The organism is Streptomyces sp. NPDC111606 (assembly GCF_055656945.1).
This window is the reverse complement of record NZ_JBVKBY010000004.1, coordinates 635,696-654,857: the sequence shown is the minus strand read 5'-3', so window position 1 is coordinate 654,857 and position 19,162 is coordinate 635,696. Positions and strand designations below refer to the sequence as shown.

General features: G+C 71.9%; 11 protein-coding genes. 10 read left to right on the top strand and 1 reads right to left on the bottom strand.

What is annotated here, in order from left to right:
* Nucleotides 1–58: 58 nt before the first annotated feature.
* Together ACZ7M7_RS18120 and ACZ7M7_RS18115 are read left to right on the top strand one after the other, a co-directional pair.
* Entirely contained in the window at nt 59–3,373 is a 3,315-nt protein-coding gene (locus tag ACZ7M7_RS18120; protein WP_472117762.1) for a right-handed parallel beta-helix repeat-containing protein, read from the top strand.
* Nucleotides 3,370–4,647, top strand: a complete 1,278-nt coding sequence (locus ACZ7M7_RS18115; protein WP_472117759.1) for a S8 family serine peptidase — start codon at nt 3,370–3,372, stop codon at nt 4,645–4,647. The genes ACZ7M7_RS18120 and ACZ7M7_RS18115 overlap by 4 nt, the downstream gene beginning before the upstream one ends.
* A gap of 344 nt (nt 4,648–4,991) precedes the next feature.
* Here ACZ7M7_RS18115 and eccCa read toward each other — a convergent pair whose 3' ends face one another.
* Complete coding sequence (gene eccCa, locus ACZ7M7_RS18110) at nt 4,992–9,017, bottom strand: type VII secretion protein EccCa (protein WP_472117756.1); 4,026 nt, start codon at nt 9,015–9,017, stop codon at nt 4,992–4,994.
* Between the two features lie 455 nt (nt 9,018–9,472).
* Between eccCa and eccD the strand changes: the two genes are divergently transcribed.
* The 8 genes from eccD to ACZ7M7_RS18070 all read left to right on the top strand — a co-directional run bounded on the left by eccD (nt 9,473) and on the right by ACZ7M7_RS18070 (nt 19,107).
* Nucleotides 9,473–10,879, top strand: a complete 1,407-nt coding sequence (gene eccD / locus ACZ7M7_RS18105) for a type VII secretion integral membrane protein EccD (protein WP_472117753.1) — start codon at nt 9,473–9,475, stop codon at nt 10,877–10,879.
* 43 nt (nt 10,880–10,922) lie between these two features.
* On the top strand, nt 10,923–12,488 hold the full coding sequence (eccB, locus tag ACZ7M7_RS18100; RefSeq protein WP_472117750.1) for a type VII secretion protein EccB: 1,566 nt from the start codon (nt 10,923–10,925) through the stop codon (nt 12,486–12,488).
* A gap of 476 nt (nt 12,489–12,964) precedes the next feature.
* Nucleotides 12,965–13,300, top strand: coding sequence for a hypothetical protein (locus tag ACZ7M7_RS18095; RefSeq protein ID WP_369275084.1), 336 nt, complete (start codon nt 12,965–12,967; stop codon nt 13,298–13,300).
* Between the two features lie 91 nt (nt 13,301–13,391).
* Nucleotides 13,392–13,700, top strand: coding sequence for a WXG100 family type VII secretion target (locus ACZ7M7_RS18090; RefSeq protein ID WP_328420337.1), 309 nt, complete (start codon nt 13,392–13,394; stop codon nt 13,698–13,700).
* A gap of 306 nt (nt 13,701–14,006) precedes the next feature.
* Entirely contained in the window at nt 14,007–14,477 is a 471-nt protein-coding gene (locus ACZ7M7_RS18085; RefSeq protein WP_383601278.1) for a type VII secretion system-associated protein, read from the top strand.
* Nucleotides 14,478–14,501: 24 nt separating this feature from the next.
* Nucleotides 14,502–18,158, top strand: coding sequence for an AAWKG family protein (locus tag ACZ7M7_RS18080; protein WP_472117747.1), 3,657 nt, complete (start codon nt 14,502–14,504; stop codon nt 18,156–18,158).
* Nucleotides 18,159–18,271: 113 nt separating this feature from the next.
* Nucleotides 18,272–18,730 (top strand): YbaB/EbfC family nucleoid-associated protein, encoded by a 459-nt coding sequence (locus tag ACZ7M7_RS18075; RefSeq protein WP_383601283.1) that lies wholly within the window; start codon nt 18,272–18,274, stop codon nt 18,728–18,730.
* A 2-nt stretch (nt 18,731–18,732) separates the two neighbouring features.
* Nucleotides 18,733–19,107 (top strand): hypothetical protein, encoded by a 375-nt coding sequence (locus tag ACZ7M7_RS18070; protein ID WP_472117743.1) that lies wholly within the window; start codon nt 18,733–18,735, stop codon nt 19,105–19,107.
* Nucleotides 19,108–19,162 lie beyond the last annotated feature (55 nt).

Sequence of the window (19,162 nt, the reverse complement as noted above, 5' to 3'; positions counted from 1 at the left end):
GCGCCGCCGACGAGGGGGGCGCCCGCAGAAGACGCCGCCGGAACAAGGAGGTTGGTGCGTGTCGCGCCAGGTACTGAAGGTCGGTCCGGGGGACCGGGACCGCTACCGGACGATCGGTGAGGCACTCGCGGCCGCCCGTACCGGTGCGCTCATCAGCGTCCGGCCCGGGACGTACGCGGAGAACCTGGTGATCAACACCAGGGTCACCCTCACCGCCGCCGAAGGGCGGGGCACGGTCGAGATCCGGCCGCGTTCGGGCAGCGTGCTCGCGCTGCGCGCCGACGCCGTGATGCTCTCCGAACTGACCCTGCGCGGCGGCGACGCCGAACTGCCCGCCGTGGACGTGCGGCGCGGGCAGGCCGCGCTCGACGGCTGCGAGGTCGTCGGCGCCGCCTGGACCGCGATGCTGGCCGGGGGCACCGGTTCGCTGGCGCTGCGGGACTGCCGGGTGAGCAACCCGCAGGGCGCGGGCATCGTCGTCACCTCGACCACGCCCACCACCGTGGAATCCTGCACGCTGGAGCACCTGGGCACCAGCGGCCTCGTCCTCGCCGAGCAGGGCGAGGCCCGCATGCGCGGCTGCACGGTGCGCGACGCCCGCGGCAACGGCCTCCTCGCCAACGGCGATTCCCGCGGCACCGTCGAGGACTGCGACATCTCCTCCACCGACAAGCCCTCCCTCGCACTGGAGCAGAACTGCTCCCTCACGGTGATCCGCACCGTGGTGCACGACACCAGCACCGGCGTGCACCTGAGCAGCGCGGGCCGTACGACGCTGGATGACGTCCGCGTCACCGGGGCATCCGGCAACGGGATCGCGCTGGCCGCCGGCACCGACCCGGTGCTGCGCCGCTGCCGCGTCTCGCGCACCCGCGGCCAGGGCGTGCTGGTCACCGACCGGGCCCGCGGCACTTTCGAGGACTGCTGGGTGGACGGCGCGCAGGGCGCCGCGGTGCGCGTCGCGGGGGCCGCATCCCCGGCACTGACCGGCCTGACGGTCCGCGACTGCGAACAGACCGGGCTGCTCCTGGAGGAGGACTCGGCGCCCGAGCTGGACCGCCTGGAGGTGATCGGCGGCGCGCCCGCGGTCTCCGTGCGCGGCGGCGCCAACCCGCTGCTGCGCCGGGCCCGGCTCGTGGAGCCCGCCGGCGACGGGATCGTGGCCGGCAAGGACGCCCGGGGCCGCGCCGAGGACTGCGAGATCGTACGGCCGAAGGGCGCGGGTGTGCGCGTCGGCTCCGGCAGCACCCTCTACCTGGCCGGCGGCGGCGTCTCCGACACCGCCACCAGTGGCCTGATCGTGGAGGACGGCGGCAACGTCACCGTCCGCGACTTCCGCGTCGAGATATCCGGCGAGGAGGGCGTGGTGGTCGCCGCGGGCGGCGAGTTGACCGCCAACCGCACCACCGTGCACGCCGCTCAGGGCCATGGCTTCCTGCTCCGCGAGGGCGCGCTCGCCTCGCTCAGCGGCTGCGAGGTCTCCGGCGGTGCCCAGGACGGCTTCCGGGTGGAGTCGACCGCGCCGGTCTCGCTGGTGAACTGCCTCGCCCGGGAGAACGAGGGCGGCGGCCTGGTGCAGACCGTGCCCGGCGAACGGCTCGCCGTGGACGGCCTGAACAGCACCGGCAACGGCAAGCGGGATGCCTGGGGCACCGGCAGCGCCGAGAACACCGACCCGGCCGGCTCCGGCGCCGCGGACGCACCTGCGCCGGACCGCGCGGACGGCCCGCTCGGCGCCCTGAACGCGCTGATCGGCCTGGAGAACGTCAAGCAACAGGTGGGCACGCTGGTCAACCTGACCCAGCTCGCCCAGCGCCGCGAGCAACTCGGCATGTCCGCCCCGCCGATGAGTCGGCACCTGATCTTCGCCGGCCCGCCCGGCACGGGTAAGACCACCGTCGCCCGTCTCTACGGGGCGATCCTCGCCGAACTGGGTTCGCTGCGCAGCGGACACCTCGTGGAGGTCTCCCGCGCCGACCTGGTCGCGCAGGTCGTCGGCGGTACGGCGATCAAGACCACCGAGACCTTCCAACGCGCCCTCGGCGGCGTGCTGTTCATCGACGAGGCGTACACGCTCACCGCGGACAGCGGCAACGGCGGCGCCGACTTCGGCCGCGAGGCGGTGGACACCCTGCTGAAGCTGATGGAGGACCACCGCGACGACGTGGTGGTGGTCGCGGCCGGCTACTCCCGTGAGATGGAGTCCTTCCTCGGCTCCAACCCGGGTCTGGCGTCGCGTTTCTCACGGACCGTCGAGTTCGAGAACTACTCGGTGCCCGAACTGGTCGCGATCATGGAGAACATGTGCGCCCAGCACCAGTACGAGCTGGGCGAGGGCACCGCGGCGGCACTGGCCGCGCACTTCGAGGCGATGCCGAGAGACGCCGGCTTCGGCAACGGCCGTGCCGCGCGCGGGGTGTTCGAGGAGATGGTGGACCGGCAGGCGGTCCGGCTCGCCTCGCAGGCGCAGGTCGGCGAGCACGACCTGCGGCTGCTGCTGCCGGAGGACGTCTCCACCGCCGCCGCGACGGCCGCCGAGTCCGCCGCTGTGGAGGACGACCCGTTGACCCGCCTCGGCGACATGATCGGCCTGGCCGAGGTGAAGCGTGACGTCGCGGACCTGGTCAACCTCATCACCACCGCCCGCCACCGTGCCGCCGCCGGGCTGCCGGTGCCCTCGCTCAGCCACCATCTGGTCTTCACCGGCCCGCCCGGTACCGGCAAGACCACGGTGGCCCGTCTCTACGGCGAGATCCTGACCCAGCTCGGCATCCTGCAGCGGGGCCAGCTGATCGAGGCGGCCCGCGCCGACCTGGTCGGCCGCTACATCGGCCACACCGCGCAGCTCACCCGCGAGGTTTTCGAACGGGCGCGTGGCGGCGTGCTGTTCATCGACGAGGCGTACACCCTCACCCCGCGCGGCGGTGGTGCCGACTTCGGCCAGGAGGCGGTGGACACGCTGCTGAAGCTGATGGAGGACCACCGCGACGAGGTGGTCGTCATCGTCGCCGGCTACACCGATGAGATGGAGCGCTTCCTCGCCTCCAACCCGGGCCTGTCCTCCCGCTTCCCGCGCCGGATCAGCTTCGCCGACTACTCCTCCGAGGAACTGGTCACCATCGTGCGCGGTCAGGCCGCGAGCATGGGCTACGAGTGCGGGCCCGGCACCGGCCCACTGCTCAGGGAGTACTTCGAGTCACTGCCACGGGACCGTTCGTTCGGCAACGCCAGGCTGGCCCGCCAGGTGGTCGAGGCGATGGTCACCCGGCAGGCGGGACGGCTCGGCTCGCTGGCCGCGCCCACCCTGGACGACCTGCGCATCCTCATCCCCGAGGACGTCCCGGCCGTTGCCCCGAAGGCGGCTCCCCGATGACGCCGCGCGCCCGCGGGGCCGCCCGCCTGCTGTCCGGTACCGGCCTCGCCGCCGCGCTGCTGCTACCGACGGCCGTTCCGGCTCATACGGCACCCCTCTCGCGTCCGTCGACGGCCGACGAGAAGAAGGGGCAGGAGCTGCCCGGCATGCCCTCCGCGCTCGATCCGGAGGCCGAGGAGGCGGCGTGCACCTCTGCCTCCCGGGAGACGGCGAAGAAGCAGGACTGGTCGCGTCAGCGCCTCGACCTGGACCGGCTGCGCGGGCACAGCACCGGTGCGGGCGTCACCGTAGCCCTGATCGACACCGGCGTCGCCCCCGACGCCGCCGGTCTCGACGGCCGGGTCACCGCCCGGGGCGCGGCCGCCGAGGACTGTGTCGGGCACGGCACCTTCCTGGCCGGCCTCATTGCCGGCACCGGCGGGGACAGCCCGCGCCTCGCCGGGGTCGCCCCCGGGGCGAAGGTCCTGGCACTGCGCGGCACCGACACGCGCGGTGCCGCGCGCCCCGAACTGGTCGCGGCGGCGGTACGCGAGGCCACCGAAGCGCGCGCCGAGGTGATCGCGGTCACGGTGGCCCTGCCGCGCCGTGACACTGCGCTGACCGACGCCATCGCCGCGGCGCGACGGGCCGGCGCGGTCGTGGTCGCCGCTGCGACCCCGGACCCGCCGTCCCGGGGCGGCACCGACGAGATTCCCTCCCGCGTCTACTGGCCGGCCGGCGAACCCGGCGTCCTCTCCGTCGCCGACATGCTCCCCGGCGGAGTCCGCCCCGACAACTCCCTGCCCACCACGGGCATCGACCTGGCCGCTCCCGGCGCCGGAGTGGTCTCCGGGGGCCCGCGCGGCAGCGGCCACTACCTCGGCGCCGGTGCCTCGGTGGCCACGGCCTACGCCGCCGGTGCCACCGCGGTGGTCCGTGCCGCCCACCCCGACGACGCGCCCGACGCCGTCATCCACCGCCTGACCGCGACCGCCTACCCGGCCGACATCCCTCAACTGGACGCCTACGCCGCCGTGACCACGATCCTCGGCGACCCGGGCGCGCCGGCCGGCGCGGAGCGAGCCGCGGATCCCGTGACCGTCCGCGACACCTCCACCGCCGACCGCGCCACCGACCGAGCCACCCTGTTCGTCCTCCTCGGCTCCGCCGCCGTACTCGCCATCCTCTGGGCCGCCTTCACCCTCCCCAGGGCCCGCGCCCGGGGCTGGCGTCCGCCGGGACGGCCGGAACGGACGGGGACCGAGGCGAGGCTCGGGGAGGCCGAGGCGACGTAGGAGCGGTCGCCCTGCGGCGGGTCGCTTGCGCGAGGTGTGGGCGCGGTCTCGGAGCGAATGGCGCCAACTCCATTGGGGTCCACGTCAGGTCGCCCCGCAGCGGTGCGGCGGATTGCTGACCCGCAGATGCGTGGTCCGTTCCTCGGCTGTGCCACGCCGGTGACGTCCGTATCAGCGGCGTCCGGGATGGCGCACGGCGTGCGGCCGGAGATGGTGAGGACAGCCGGCCCAGGGATGCCGAGGCGTCGGGCGGCCCGCGTGGGTGTGGGCTCGGCCCGGGATAGCCGCTCCCCATGACAGTGGGGGCCACCCCAGGTGGCCCCCACCACGTGCCTCACATGCCCTCAGCCCTCCTGCCCCCGACCCTCCTCCACCAACGCCGTCTGCATCAACCGCGACTTGCGGCGGGCGATGTGCAGGGCTCGGCCGGGCGGGAGGTTGAGGGGCTTTGCGTTGCCGAAGAGGCGGCCCTCGGTGGGCGGGCAGGAGAGGAGGACGGCGGGGTTGTTCGCCTCGTCCATGCGGCGGATCAGGGCGTCGCTGAGGCCGCGGCCGGCGCCCATGGCGCTGCGGGCGACGACCAGGTGCAGACCCATCTCGAAGCCGAGGGTCAGATGCTCGAAGAGCGGCTCGAAGGGGCTCTGGAAGGAGTTGCCGGAGACCATGTCGTAGTCGTCGACCAGGATGAACAGCCGCGGGCCGGTCCACCAGTCGCACTGGCGCATCCGTGCGGGCGCGATGTCCGCGCCGGGGACGCGGGTCTTGAGCGCGCGGGCCGCCCCGTCGACGGTCTCCTTCAGGTTGTCCAGGGAGATCACGTGCCCGATGCGGTACTCCGCCGGGATGGCATCCACCAGGGTGCGGCGGTAGTCCACCGCGATGATCTTCGCCTCGCTCGGGGCGTACCGGGCGGTGATGCCCTCGGTGATACGGCGCAGCAGGTTGGTCTTGCCGCTCTCCGTGTCGCCGACCACGATCAGGTGCGGGGTGCGGCTGAAGTCGTGCCACACCGGTTCCAGGGCATCCTGGTCGATGCCGAGCGGAAGGCGCAGGCCGCCGCCCTCGGTGGGCTGCGGCGCGGGGAGTTCGGCGAGCGGCAGCCGGTGCGGCAGCATCCGCACCGGCGGTGCGGCCGGACCCGACCAGTGCTTGGCGACCTCACCGACCAGGTGGGCGACGCCCTCGCCGAGGTCTTCGAGGGAGCCGCTGCCGTCCAGGCGGGGCAGGCCGGCCAGGAAGTGCATCTTGCTGTCGGCGGTGATGCCGCGACCGCCGCTGCGCGGCACCGAACGGGCCTTGCGGGTGTCGATCTCGGAGTCCATCGGGTCGCCCATCCGCAACTCCAGCCGGGTCGCGGACTGGTCGCGGACCTGTGCGGACAACTCGACCCAGCGGGTGGTGGTGATGAGCAGGTGGATGCCGTAGTTCAGGCCGCGGGCGGCGAGTTCGTTGAACTTCGGGACCAGTTCGTCGTAGTCCTGACGGACCGTCGACCAGCCGTCGACCACCATGAACACGTCGCCGAACGGCTCGTCGGGGAACTCCCCGGCGGCCCGGCGACGGCGGTAGGACTGCATGGAGTCGAGGGTGTGGTCCACGAAGAACTGCTCGCGGCGGGCGAGCAGCGTCATCACCTCGGCGACGGCCCGGTGCACCCGTTCCGGGTTGAGCCGCGCCGCGACCCCGCCGACGTGCGGGAGCGAGGCGAGCTGGGAGAGACCGCCGCCGCCGAAGTCCAGGCAGTAGAACTGGATCTCGGCGGGGGTGTGGGTGAGGGCCAGGGCGGCGATCAGCGTGCGGGCCAGGGTCGACTTGCCGCTCTGGGAGCCGCCCGCGATGGCGACGTGACCGCCGGCTCCGGAGAGGTCCACGACCAGCGGATCGCGGCGCTGGTCGAAGGGCTTGTCCACCAGGCCCACCGGAACCCGCAGTTTGCCGGTCCCGGCCCAGCCGGCGGCGGTGAGGCCGCGCTCGGGGTCGGGGGCGATGCCGGGCAGCAGCGCGTCCAGCGGGGAGGGCTCGTCCAACGGCGGCAGCCACACCTGATGGGCTGCGGGACCCGCGTCCCGCAGCCGGTCGAGAGCGACGTCCAGCAGGGTCTCCTCGTCGCCGGTCTCCTCGATCTCCGGCTCCGGCTCGGACGCCGGCTCCAGCGTCCGCGGCACCACCCAGCCGCTGGTCCACGGCACCACCTGGCTGGCCACCCGGGCCTGCACCACCGCGCCGGTGCGGCGCCGGTACGTACCGGAGGAGTAGGCGGCGCGGAACCGGGTCAGGGCCTCCACGCCGGACTTCAGATAGCCGCTGCCGGGCTGGGCGGGGAGCTCGTAGGCGTCCGGCACGCCGAGCACACCGCGGCTCTCCATGGCGGAGAAGGTGCGCAGGCCGATGCGGTACGACAGGTGGCTCTCCAACTGGTGCATACGGCCCTCGTCCAGGCGCTGCGAGGCCAGCAGCAGATGCACCCCGAGGGAGCGGCCGAGGCGGCCGATCATCACGAACAGGTCCATGAACTCCCGGTGTGCGGAGAGCAGTTCGCTGAACTCGTCGACGACCACGAACAGGCTGGGCAGCGGGGTGAGGTCGGCCCCGGCGGCGCGGGCCCGCTCGTACTCCAGCGCGGAGGTGTAGTTGCCGGCCGAGCGCAACAGCTCCTGACGGCGGATGAGTTCGCCGTGCAGGGCGTCCTGCATGCGCTCCACCAGGGCGACTTCGTCGGCGAGGTTGGTGATGACGGCGGAGGTGTGCGGGAGTTCCTCCAGGCCGAGGAAGGTCGCGCCGCCCTTGAAGTCGACCAGGACGAAGTTGAGGGTCTCGGAGGAGTTGGTCAGCGCGAGACCGAGGACGAGCGTGCGCAGCAGTTCGCTCTTGCCGGAGCCGGTGGCACCGATCAGCATGCCGTGCGGGCCCATGCCGCCCTGTGCGGACTCCTTGATGTCGAGGTCCACCGGACGGCCGTCCACGCCGACGGCGATCGGCACCCGCAGCCGGGCGGAGCCGGTGTGCCGGTCGAAGAGGACCTTCGGGTCGTGCCGGTGCAGGTCAGGGATGCCGAGCAGGGTGGTGAGCTCGACGTCGGCGTCGAGCGGCTGCGCGATGTCCGTGCCCAGACTCATCCGGCGGGCGGTGAGCAGCCGGGCCAGCGACTCCGCGCCGAGTGGTCCGAGCCGGTCCGGGCGGCCCAGCGCGACGGAGCGCTCCTTGCGGCTGCGGTCGGTGCGCACCAGGTTCACCCGGTCCGGTCCGACGGTCAGCCGCAGCGTGTTGCGGCCGGGCCGCCAGCGCAGCGCCCCGGAGACGTCCAGGACCATGGCGTTGCGGTAGCCGTGGCCCTCCCAGCGGTGGCTCTCGGGCACGGTGACGCCGTCCAGGACCACGACCGTGTAGGGCTCGTCGCGGCCGGGGCGGGCGTCCGGGTCGAAGCCGGGACGCTCGGCGAACTCGGCGCCGAGCAGATCATCCAGCTCGGTGAGGTCGGCGGTGATCCGGCGGACCTGGCCGGCGCCGTCCTCCTCGTGCGGGTGCAGCGCGTGCGGCAGCCACTTGACCCACTCCCAGTCGGGCCGGCGCTCGTCACTGACGCAGACGGCGAGCCACAGCTCCTCGGGCGCGTGGAACACGGCGAGCTGGCCGAGCATGGCGCGCACCAGGGCGCGTACCGCGTCGCCGCCCGGATCGGTGCCCTCGGCCCGGCTCTCGCCACTCGCCCCGGACGACGCGGCGCCCGGCTCGGCCGTCTCCTCGCCGGGTGCCTCCTCGGGGCGCAGCATGACCCGCGCCGAGGAGCGCAGGTAGAGCCCGAGGGGCTGCTCGGGGATGGTGGAGTAGGCCCGGATGAAGCGGCGCAGGGCGTGCGCGCAGAGCGGTTCGAGGTCCTCCACCGGGCGGGTGGAGACCGGGTTGAGGGTGAGGGCGAGCTGCTGTTCGCCGATCGCGAGGCGGACCTCGCCGAAGTCCTCGTCGGCCGGGCGGCGTTCCCACAGCCGTGAGGTACGGGCCAGCGAACGCAGCGAGGCGGGCTCCGGGTGGCGCCAGGCGAGCGCCCGCTGCTGCTCCGTGATGGTGCCCCGGACCCGCTTGCGCATCTGCGCCAGATAGCGGAGGTAGTCGCGGCGTTCGCCCTTCAGGCGCTGCTTGCGCTCGCTGGAGCGGCGCATCAGCTGCCCCAGCAGCATGGCACCGGCGGAGAGCGCCATGACGCCCATCGCCAGATACATGAAGACGCCGTTGCCACCGCCCGGGCGCAGGAACATCAGCATCATCGACACCGACATCAGCGCCATCGGCAAATAGGTCCATATCGCCGAGGTGTCCGGCACCGTCTCAGCGAGAACCGGCGGCTCCTGGAGGGTCAATTGCCCGTCGGGCATCTCGGGTCCGCGCCTGCGGGCCGGCCGGCGAAACAGCACCACACTCAAGGAACGAAACCTCCGGTTTCACTGGCTTTCCGGCCCGCGCCGAATACCGGCCAACCCGGTAGCGGGAAAGACCGCACCGCACCCATTCTGCGGGTCCCGGGCGGCGCGGTGAACGCCGGATGAATGTTGTGAGCTGAAAGCGGGGGACGGTCAACTCCCCCCGCACTCAACTGCATACCGGACAAGGAGTCCGGTCCGCAGCACGATCCGGCGGGCGTAGGCAGTAGTCTGCATTCACGTAACGCGACCTGTCCACGTGGGAGAGGTGGTTTCCGGGCGCACGGACACAATTCCCTTGTCCGACTGCCCGGTTCTGGGCCGCGCGGGCCTTACACGCTCTGCGCACGGCCCCTCTCCCGAGGAAGTCCTTCTGTCAAAGCCCCCCACGGAAGACGAGAGTTCAGCTGATGACCGACAGCGCGGTGGCCGAACTGTGCCGCCTGACCGTACGTGCGCCGAGCGTCTCCGTCGATCTGGCCGTGCCCGCCGACGTGCCGGTCGCCGATCTGCTGCCGACGCTGCTGCGCTACGTCGGCGAGGAGGCCGAGGAGGCCGGACTCGACCACGCAGGCTGGGTGCTGCAGCGGCTCGGTGACGCCCCGCTCGACGAGGAGACCACCCTCGCGCGCGCCGCCCTCGCCGACGGGGACGTGCTCTATCTGCGTCCGCACACCGAGGCGTTGCCCGAGGCGAGGCTCGACGACCTGGTCGACGGCATAGCCGACACCGCGGGCCGCAGGCTGCACACCTGGCACCCCGAGGCGGCCCGCGGGCTGCTGGTGGGCACCACGGTGGCGACCGTGGTGGCCGCCCTGGTGCTGGTGTTCTGGCCAGGGGTGACCGGCTCAGGCTCGGTCAGGGCCGCCTGCGCGGCCGTGGCGGGGGTGCTGCTGCTCGCGGGCGCGGGCACCGCCAGCCGCGCCGTCGGTGAGCGCCTCTCCGCAACCGCGCTCGGCCTGCTGGTCGCGCCCTGCCTGGCACTGGCGGGCTGGGTGCTGCCCGGCGGCGAGCTGACCGGCCCGGACGCGGCACGGGTCGTGGGCGCGCGGCTGCTCGCCGCGGGTGCCGCGGGCGCCGGCGGCGCGGTCCTCGCGCTGGCCGCCACCGCGGTCGGCGCCCCGGCCCTGCTGGCCACCGCGGTCGTCTCGGTGGCCACCGCGATCACCGGCGCCCTGATCGGGTACTCGGGCCTGGACGCACCGGCCGCGGTGTCGCTGGTGGCGGCGGTTGTCGCGCTGGCGGCGGGGACGGTCGCACCGTTCGCCTTCAAGCTCGCCGGCATGCGCATGCCCGCCCTGCCCTCCTCCGCCAGCCAGCTCCAGGAGGGCATCGAGCCCTACGCGGGCGACGAGGTCGCCGAGCGCACCGAGCTGGCCGGACGCTGGGTCACCGCGCTCTTCGCCGCCACCGGGACCGTCGCCGCGGCCGCCCTCGTCGTCATCGCCCAACACCCCGACCTGCCCGAGGTGTTGACCGCGGTCGCACTGAGCCTGCTGCTGCTTCTGCACTCCCGCGGTCTGGTGCACATCGGGCAGCGGCTGACCCTGGCCGCACCCGGCGTCTGGGGGCTACTGCTGCTCGCCCGCGCCTGGGCGGTGGACAGTGACGGCGACGGACGCCTGGTGGTCTTCGCGGTGCTGCTCGGCGCCGCGGCCGCACTGGTCATCGCCGCCTGGACCGTGCCCGGCCGGCGGATGCTGCCGTACTGGGGCCGGGCGGCGGAGATCGCGCACACCGGCTTCGCCGTGGCGCTGCTGCCGCTCAGCCTGTGGGTGGCGGGGCTCTTCGGCTGGCTGCGCGGCCTGTTCGGCTGAGCACAACCGCACTCCGGCAACAGAACGAAGTCGAGGAGAGGCCGTGCAGTCCAAACGCGACCAGGTACACGCCCACAGTTTCATGATGGGCAGGCTCAGTTCGGGCCTGTTGATGGCCGACCCGGACGCCCCGGAGAGCCCGCTCGGGCGCACCACCCGCGGAGTGGTATTCGGTGTCCTGGTCACCGTCCTGATCGGCGCCGGCGCCACCGTCTACGGCCTGCTGCGCCCCGGCGGCAACGACGCCTGGCGCGACGGCGACCACCTGGTGGTCAACCGCGACACCGGCGCCCGCTATCTGTGGACCGGCACCGACGGCGTACTGCACCCGGTGCGCAACTACGCCTCGGCGCGGCTGATCGGCGGCTCCGACCTGGAGACCGTGGACGTCGGCACCGCCTCACTGCGGGACGTCCCGGTGGGCGCCCCGGCCGGGATCCCCGGCGCCCCCGACACCGTGCCCGAGCCCGGCCAACTCGACGACGGCGCCTGGCACATGTGCGTCACCGGGCCGGACGGGGCGCTGCCCAACACCTCCGGCGTCGTGGCGAACACCGGCGTGGACGAGCCGGGCGCCACCACCGTGGTCGCCGGGGCGCCGCTGGACACCCGCGGCATCGGCGCCGACCGCGCGCTGCTGGTGCGCGGGCCGGACGACACCGAGTACCTGGTGTGGCGGGGCAGCAGACTGCCGCTGGACCGCGCATCCGACGCCCGCAACGCACTTGGCTACGGCTCCGAGCGGCCGATGCCGGTCTCGGCGGCCTTCCTCGACGCACTGGCGCCCGGCCCCGCCCTGAAGCCTCCCGCGGTGCCGGGACGCGGTGCGCAGGGGCCCGTACTCGGAGGCGAAGCCAGCCGGATCGGCCAGCTGTTCAAGGTCAGCGTGCCCGGCGGCGGCAGCACCTACCACCTGCTGCGCGAGGACGGCCTGGTGCCGCTGCCCCGGCTCGGCGCCGCCCTGGTGCTGGGCGACCCGGCGACCCAGAAGGACGCCTACCAGGGACAGTCGCCCGAAGTGCGCACGGTCGGCGCGGACGCGCTGCGCGAGCACCGGGCCACGGACCCGGGCCCCGCCGCGTCCGCGGCGCTGCCCGACGCGCCGCCGCTCCCGCAGTCCGCGCCGCGCGGCACCGCTCTGTGTGCGCAGGTGGACGGCGACGACGGGGGCGCCCGGATCAGGTCGGTGCTGGTCCCCCTGACCCGGCTCGCCCCGGTCGCGGTGCCGCAGGGCACCGCCGAGCCGCTGAAGCCGGCCTGTGTCCCGGTCGACGCCACGGTGGTACGTCCCGGACGCGGCGCCCTGGTCAGGGCCCTGCACGCCAGCGGCGCCGCGCATGCGGGGACCACCTATCTGGTGGCGGAGAACGGCGTGAAGTACCGGGTCTCCGCGAAGAATTCGCTGGCAGCCCTCGGGTACGAGACCGGGGACATCGGCTCGGTCCCCGCCCCGCTGCTCGCGGCGCTCCCGACCGGCGCGGACCTCGACCCGGCCGCCGCGTCGGGCATCGCGGAGCCCAAGGTCACGGCACCGGTGTGCGGTGCCGCCGGACAGCGGGAGCGCGGCGGGACGAACGCCGAGAAGGACAAGGCGGACACGGCACGCTGATCACGGCAAGAAACGCATACCGTGCCGAAGAAAAGGAAAAGGTCGGGGGCAGCAGAAGAATTCAGCCAAACTCGGCGCCGAGGGTGTGAAGTTCGCGGAGTCATCCCCGGATCGAGCGCGGCGGAGAACCTCAAATAAAGCTCTGAAATTTCGCCGGACCGTGCCCCTGAAATCCCTCGGAAGCGCTTTCCCTGCCGGATACGATCCGCACCGATGCCCGTTCACGCACTTCGCATGCCCGCTTTCTGCCCGCATCGCATCGCCCGGTGGACGGGTTCACATCCACTGTCCCGCTGGTCGGGCGCGCCTGTTCATATCGCCGAAACCTCCGCACAACTCCCTTGCCACGCAAGAATTCTGGGGTGAGCTGACCGATGCTCAAATCTTCCCTGCACGCGTTGCGCGGAACGCTCAGTTCTCTTTAGCCTCAGCGGGCAACGATGCGTCGGGACAAGCCTGAACGAAGGGAGCGCGACATGGCGGACAGTGCCGCGAGGAAAGCGGACTATGCCAAGGGTTTGGGGGGTGTCTCCTCCCTGGAGTCGGCCCGGACCCAGGTCGAGAAGATCCAGAACAACGTCGCCGAGATCGCCGCGCGTTCGGGCGTCGGCGGCGACGAGGGCCAGGCCCTGCTGAAGCTCTTCCGCAGCTGGAACGCCGAGGCGCAGAAGGTCGTCATCCAGATCAGCAAGATGGTCGACGCGCTCCAGGAGAACGTGACCTCCGCCAACCGTCTGGCGCAGGAGAACCAGGACCTGACCGAGGTCCTCAACAGCAAGACCAGCCAGGGCGTCTTCGAAGCGCTGCGCTGACCCACCCCCGCAGCACCGGCCCCCGTACGGGCGAGGCCGGACCCCCTGAGCTTCCCGGGCGCTCACGCCCGGCCGTCCGAGAGGAGACGTCATGGCCGACGGCATCATCGACGTGCAGTATCCCGCGGTCCGCAATGCCATCGAGGAGTTGATGGCCCAGACCCAGCAGATCATCACGACCCTCAACAACCTGGAGGACGAGCTGAAGCCGCTCGTCACCTCCTGGGAGGGTTCGGACCAGGAGACGTACCGCCAGGTCCAGGCGGAGTGGGACCAGGCCACCAAGAACATGGCCATGCTCCTCGGCGACAACGGCGAGCTGATCCAGACCATCCACGACAACCACTCCCGCGACGAGCGCAGGAGCGCCGACAACTGGGGGAACGTGCGGGCCCGTTAGGGCTTCACCGGAGTTTCCCCTCGTCCGTCCGCAGGGGCGGGCCCGGCGGTCGGCGCGCGCGACCGGAGGACGCCGAACCGCCCGTGTCCCGGTCCCACACGGACGGTTCGGCGACGCGCCCCGCACCGTCGCCCGAACAATCCCGCAGACGGATGTGGCGGTCGCCGGCCGGCAGGCGGGAATCTCCGGACCGACCCGGTGTGCCCACCCGGCACGCGGGCCCACCGGCCCGGCCGTCGCCCGTGTGCGGGGCGTCCGCCGGGCTCCCGTATCCCCGTCCGGCACCAAGCGGCAGGAGAGCGTCCCATGGCCGGTGAGAAGGCCGACGTCAAGCATTTCGACCTCAAGCAGATGGAGAACTTCCGGGACAACGAGGTGCAGCCGGTGTACACCGCCGCGAAGAAGCACCGCGAGGACGGCGACGGGTCCCACATCCGCCCGCTCGGCCACCTCATCGACGGCCACACCACACCGGAGAACCTCGCCCAGGACAAGCAACTCCTGCGCATCGGCAGGATGGTCACCGAACCCCTGGTCTCGGGACCGAAGCTGATCGAGGACATCCGCACCGCGGCCGAGGCCATCGACAAGCTGCTCGGTGACCAGATGGACCTCTTCAAGGAGCTGAAAGAGGCGCTCACCGAGACCATCGACGAGGCGAACAAGACCAAGGACAAGAACCTCGACGCGATCGACGCGCAGACGCTGCTCCAGACCTTCGACGAGGTCGACACCCTCACCGCCGGCACCACCGGTGACCCGGACGACGAGTCCTGACCAACCGACCAGAAAGGGCGCCCGGTGGCCGATCGCTACGATCCCAACTCCGTCGCCAACCTCGACAAGTTCGACAATGCTGGCGACCCGTCGAGCGACACCTGGGCCACCCTGGTCACCCATATCACCGGCTATCCGGTGCCGGACCGCAACACCGTCTTCGACACGCTCCGCTCCGAACACGGCGGCAAGCTCTTCCGGATGGACATCAAGGAGCGCAGCCTCTCTCTGCTCGTCAAGGACTCCGGCTTCCTGACGAACAAGGGCGAGGACTACGACATCTGGTTCTTCGACAGCGGCAAGAAGCGGTCCATCATGCAGGCCCGGATCGTCTTCGAGGGCCGCGTGAAGGACGGCGAGGAGATCATCTTCGCCGGTCCGGGTTCGGACAACGTCAATGACGCGCAGGTCCGTGAGGGCAACGAGTTCACGGACTACAACAAGGACAAGATGAGCACCATCCCGCTCGCCCGGTACATGAACGGGCCGCGGGCGGCGCTCCTCGCCCTGCTGGGCGGCAACACCCAGGACGCCCGGTTCAGCAACCTGGGCGTGCCCGGCGCCGACGTGGTGGACCTGAAATCCTTCAACACCACAGGGGAGTCCTTCGACTTCGCCGCCAAGTTCTTCCGGGACCACGCGGTGGTGCTGAAGGACTGGGAGGACCGCTTCGGCCGGGACGACGCGAGCTGGAAGGGCGAGGCGGCGGAGGTCTTCCGCAGCCTGCTGAAGAAGATCCGCGAGAACTACGACAGTTACGTCGAGACCTTCAACGAAAGCCCCGGCTCCGGCGACGAGACGGGCACCGGCAACACGGTGTACTCGCGCGCCCTGTCATTGGGCCGCAAGTACCTGGAGGACTCCGCCAACAAGCTGCTGGAGGCGTGGCTGGCCTGGGCCAAGTCCCCGTACTACGACCCGCACCAGGTGCTGCGCTACGTCCTGGACGAGCTCGCCCAGTGGGTGGACGCCAACAACGTGGCCAAGACGGACATCAAGTCGTACACCTCCCGCTACACCACGACCGTCAGCCACAGCCCGCAGGGCGGCTTCTCCCAGGTCCACCCCGACTACGGCGACCTCACCGACATCGCGAACTGGGCGAAGGTCGGCGACAAGGCGGTGAAGATCTGGAGCCAGGGCGTCGACGAGTTCCTGGGCAAGCCCGCCGCCCAGGTGCAGTCGGACCTGAACAACCACTTCCTCGACCTGGGCGACGACTTCTCCGACAACGTGCCCAAGCCGAAGTCGACCGGCACGGCCGCGGAGGAGTACGAGGAGCGCAAGGCCGAGGAGGCGCAGGAGGAGATCAACCGGCAGAACGAGGAGAACCGCAAGTACCAGGACGAGCTGCGCGCGGAGCAGGAGCGGCAGCGGGAGGAGGACCGCAAGTACCAGGAGGAACTCCGCGCGGAGCAGGAGCGGCAGCGGGAGGAGGACAAGAAGTACCAGGACGAGCTCCGCGAGGAGCAGAACCAGCAGCGTGAGGAGGACAAGAAGCTCCAGGAGGAGCTGCGCAACGAGCAGAACCAGCAGCGCGACGAGGACAAGAAGTACCAGGACGAGCTCCGCGAGGAGCAGCGGCGTGAGCAGGAGGAGGCCAAGCGCGAGGCCGAGGAGCAGGCCAAGGCCATGCAGGAGAGCCTCGGCGGCATCAACGACCCCAACGCCGTCACCGAGCAGAACCTCGGCGGCCTCGACGAGCTGCTGAACCCGACCACGGTCACGGAGAGCCTGGGCGACCTCGGCGACGTGAACAACCCGGGCGGTGACCAGGAGGCTCTCACGAGCACTCCGCCCCCCGTCACCACGAACCTGGGCAACCTCGGGGCGCTGAACAACGGACCGGGCGGGACGAACAACTCCGCCAACGACGCCATCACCGAGAACCTCGGCAGCCTCGGCGGCCTGAACACCGGCGGCGGCTCCCTCAAGACCCCGACCGGCGGCAACACCCAGCTCAACGACGGCAAGCTCACCACCGACTTCCCGGACGGCAGTAGCACCAGCTTCGACCCGGACAGCGGGACGCTCACGACCACCTACCCGGACGGCAGCGTCACCACGCAGAACCTGGGCGACGGCACCCGGGTGACCAACCCGGACGGCTCGGTCACCGCACTCGGCGACGACGGCAAGCTGACGACGACCTTCCCGGACGGCACCACGCAGACCGTCGATCCCACGACCGGGCAGACCACGACGACCAACCCGGACGGTACGACCACCACGACGGACCTGGGCAGCCTCGACGGCCTCAACAGCGGCCTCGGCGGCGGCGACGGTGTGCTCGACACCCCGACCGGCGGCAGCACCCAGCTGACCAGCGGCGGCGACCTGACGACCGACTTCGCGGACGGCAGCCGTACCAGCTTCGACCCGGACAGCGGGACGCTCACCACCACGCACCCGGACGGCTCGACCACCACGACCGACCTGGGCAACGGTGCCGAGGCGACCAACCCGGACGGCTCGGTCACCTCGCTGGGCGACGACGGCAAGCTGACGACCACGTTCCCGGAAGGCACCACGCAGACGGTCGACCCGACGACCGGGCAGACCACCACCACCGATCCGCACGGGAAGACCACCACCGAGAACCTGGGCAGCCTGGGCAACCTCAACAGCCAGAACGGGCTCGGTGACCTGGGCGACCTCAACCCCGATCTGCCCACGGAATCCATCGGCGACCTGGGCGACCTCGGGAACCTCAACACCGACCGGGCCGGCCTGGAGACCCCGACGGGCGGGAACACCGCCCTTCAGGGCGACGACTTCGCCACCACCTTCGCGGACGGCAGCAAGGCCGTCTTCGACCCGGACACCGGGACGCTCTCCAGCACCGACGCGGACGGGTCCACCACGACCACCGACCTCACCCACGGCGCGAAGGTGACCAACCCGGACGGCTCCGTCACCGGCCTCGACAACGGCAAGCTGACCACCACGTTCCCGGACGGCAGCACCCAGGTCATCGACCCGGACACCGGCATCGCCACCGTCACCGACCCGCAGGGCAACACCGAGACGGTGAACCTGCACGACCTCAACTCGCAGGGCGGTCGCGGCGATTCGGGCGTACTCGACGACCTCGGCAGCCTCGGCGACCTCAACGGGGGAGGCGGCGGTGACGGAACCAGCAGCCGGGATGTGTCGCTCTCCGGTCTGGGACTCGGCGGCGGCGTGGGCGCAGGGGCCTCCGGCGGCGGCCTGTCCGGGGCGGACTCCTTCGCCGCTGACGGCTCGGGCGGACTCGGTGCCGAGCCCCTCTCCGACGGTGCCGCCGCGAGCGAGGGCGCCCCGCTGGCTCCCGCAGCCACGGCCGGCGCCCCTGGCGCGCCCGGCACACCCGGCAGCCCCGGGATGCCGATGGGCGGCGGCATGGGAGGCATGGGCGCGGGCGGCGAAAAGGGCAACGGCGAGCGGGTGCGTGCCGTCCTGGTCGACGCGGCGGAGGAGAGCGAGCGCCGCAACCGCCGCCGACGCAGCCCCTGGAACCGTCAGGAGGACAACGACACCTTCCTGGCCCCGGCGTCCCGGGTGGCGACCACCGGCGGCGAGAGCCTCGAGGAGGAGACGGAGCCGGCCCGCAGGGTCACCAGCTCCGCCGACTACCTGGAGGAGGACACGGACGTGTGGGGCACCGAGGACGGCGGCACCCCGGCCGTCATCGGGCGGTGAGCACCGCGCGGAGAGGAGTCCCACCCGGCCCCGGCTTCCGCACCGAGGGCCTCACCAGGCAGGATCAGCAGGGCAGTTGATGAACAGGGCGACGCAGAAGGGCAGGAGCGAGCGTGACGGAACCGCTGGAGAAGCGCCTCGAGAAGGCGATGGCCGAACTCCAGGCGGCCCAGGAAGCGGTCGCGCGCACCGAACGCGAGCTGCGGCAGGCGTCGTTCGCGGTGCTCTCCTCCGACCGCGCGGTCCGCGCCACCGTGGGCCCGCAGGGTGAACTGTCCGGGATCGAGTTCCTGGAGAACAAGTACCGCGACATGTCCCCCCAGGAGCTGGCCGCCAGCGTCCTGGAGGCGGCCGACGCGGCCCGCCTGAAGATGAACCGGCACGTGATGAAGGCGATGGCGCCCTTCGCCGAGCCCAGCAGCAACGTGCCGGAACTGAAGGGCTTCGAGCTGGACTGGGAGCGGATCTTCGGTCCCGAGGTGCTGCGCGAGGACGACGCGGACACGGCGCGCGACGGCCAGGCGGCCACCCCTGCCTGGCGGGACGCGCTCGGCGAGGACGGGGAGGACTGACCATGGGGCAGCGGTACTACGTCGACCCGCACCGCATCGAGGCGCTGGCGAGACAGCTGGAGGAGATCGGCACACTCGCCACGAGCATCACCGAGGAGTTCCTCGACGAGCTGGCGCCCACGGTCCGATGGCCCGGCACGGAAGGCGAGTTCGCGGAGAAGGCCAAGCCGCAGGAGCAGAAGGAGCGGCAGACCACCAAGGAAACGATGATGTCCATCCGCGACGCGCTGGTCGGCATCACCGACGCCACGGTCAGCCAGGTCCGCATGATGAAGGACACCCGCGACAGCAACATCGAGGACGTCGAGCGGGTCAACAACCGTATCGAGACCGACGGCTTGAACGGTGACGGCCCGGGCGGGCATGGCCGCCGCTGACCGCCTCCGCACCGCCGGCCGCTCCCGCACCACGCCGGGAGCGGCCGCTCCGTCC

Bases quoted from the DNA above. Each gene is read 5' to 3' on its own strand.
- ACZ7M7_RS18115 (WP_472117759.1), top strand. From the start codon at position 3,370: ATGACGCCGCGCGCCCGCGGGGCCGCCCGCCTGCTGTCCGGTACCGGC.
- eccCa (WP_472117756.1), bottom strand. From the start codon at position 9,017: ATGCCCGACGGGCAATTGACCCTCCAGGAGCCGCCGGTTCTCGCTGAG.
- eccD (WP_472117753.1), top strand. From the start codon at position 9,473: ATGACCGACAGCGCGGTGGCCGAACTGTGCCGCCTGACCGTACGTGCG.
- ACZ7M7_RS18095 (WP_369275084.1), top strand. From the start codon at position 12,965: ATGGCGGACAGTGCCGCGAGGAAAGCGGACTATGCCAAGGGTTTGGGG.
- ACZ7M7_RS18090 (WP_328420337.1), top strand. From the start codon at position 13,392: ATGGCCGACGGCATCATCGACGTGCAGTATCCCGCGGTCCGCAATGCC.
- ACZ7M7_RS18085 (WP_383601278.1), top strand. From the start codon at position 14,007: ATGGCCGGTGAGAAGGCCGACGTCAAGCATTTCGACCTCAAGCAGATG.
- ACZ7M7_RS18070 (WP_472117743.1), top strand. From the start codon at position 18,733: ATGGGGCAGCGGTACTACGTCGACCCGCACCGCATCGAGGCGCTGGCG.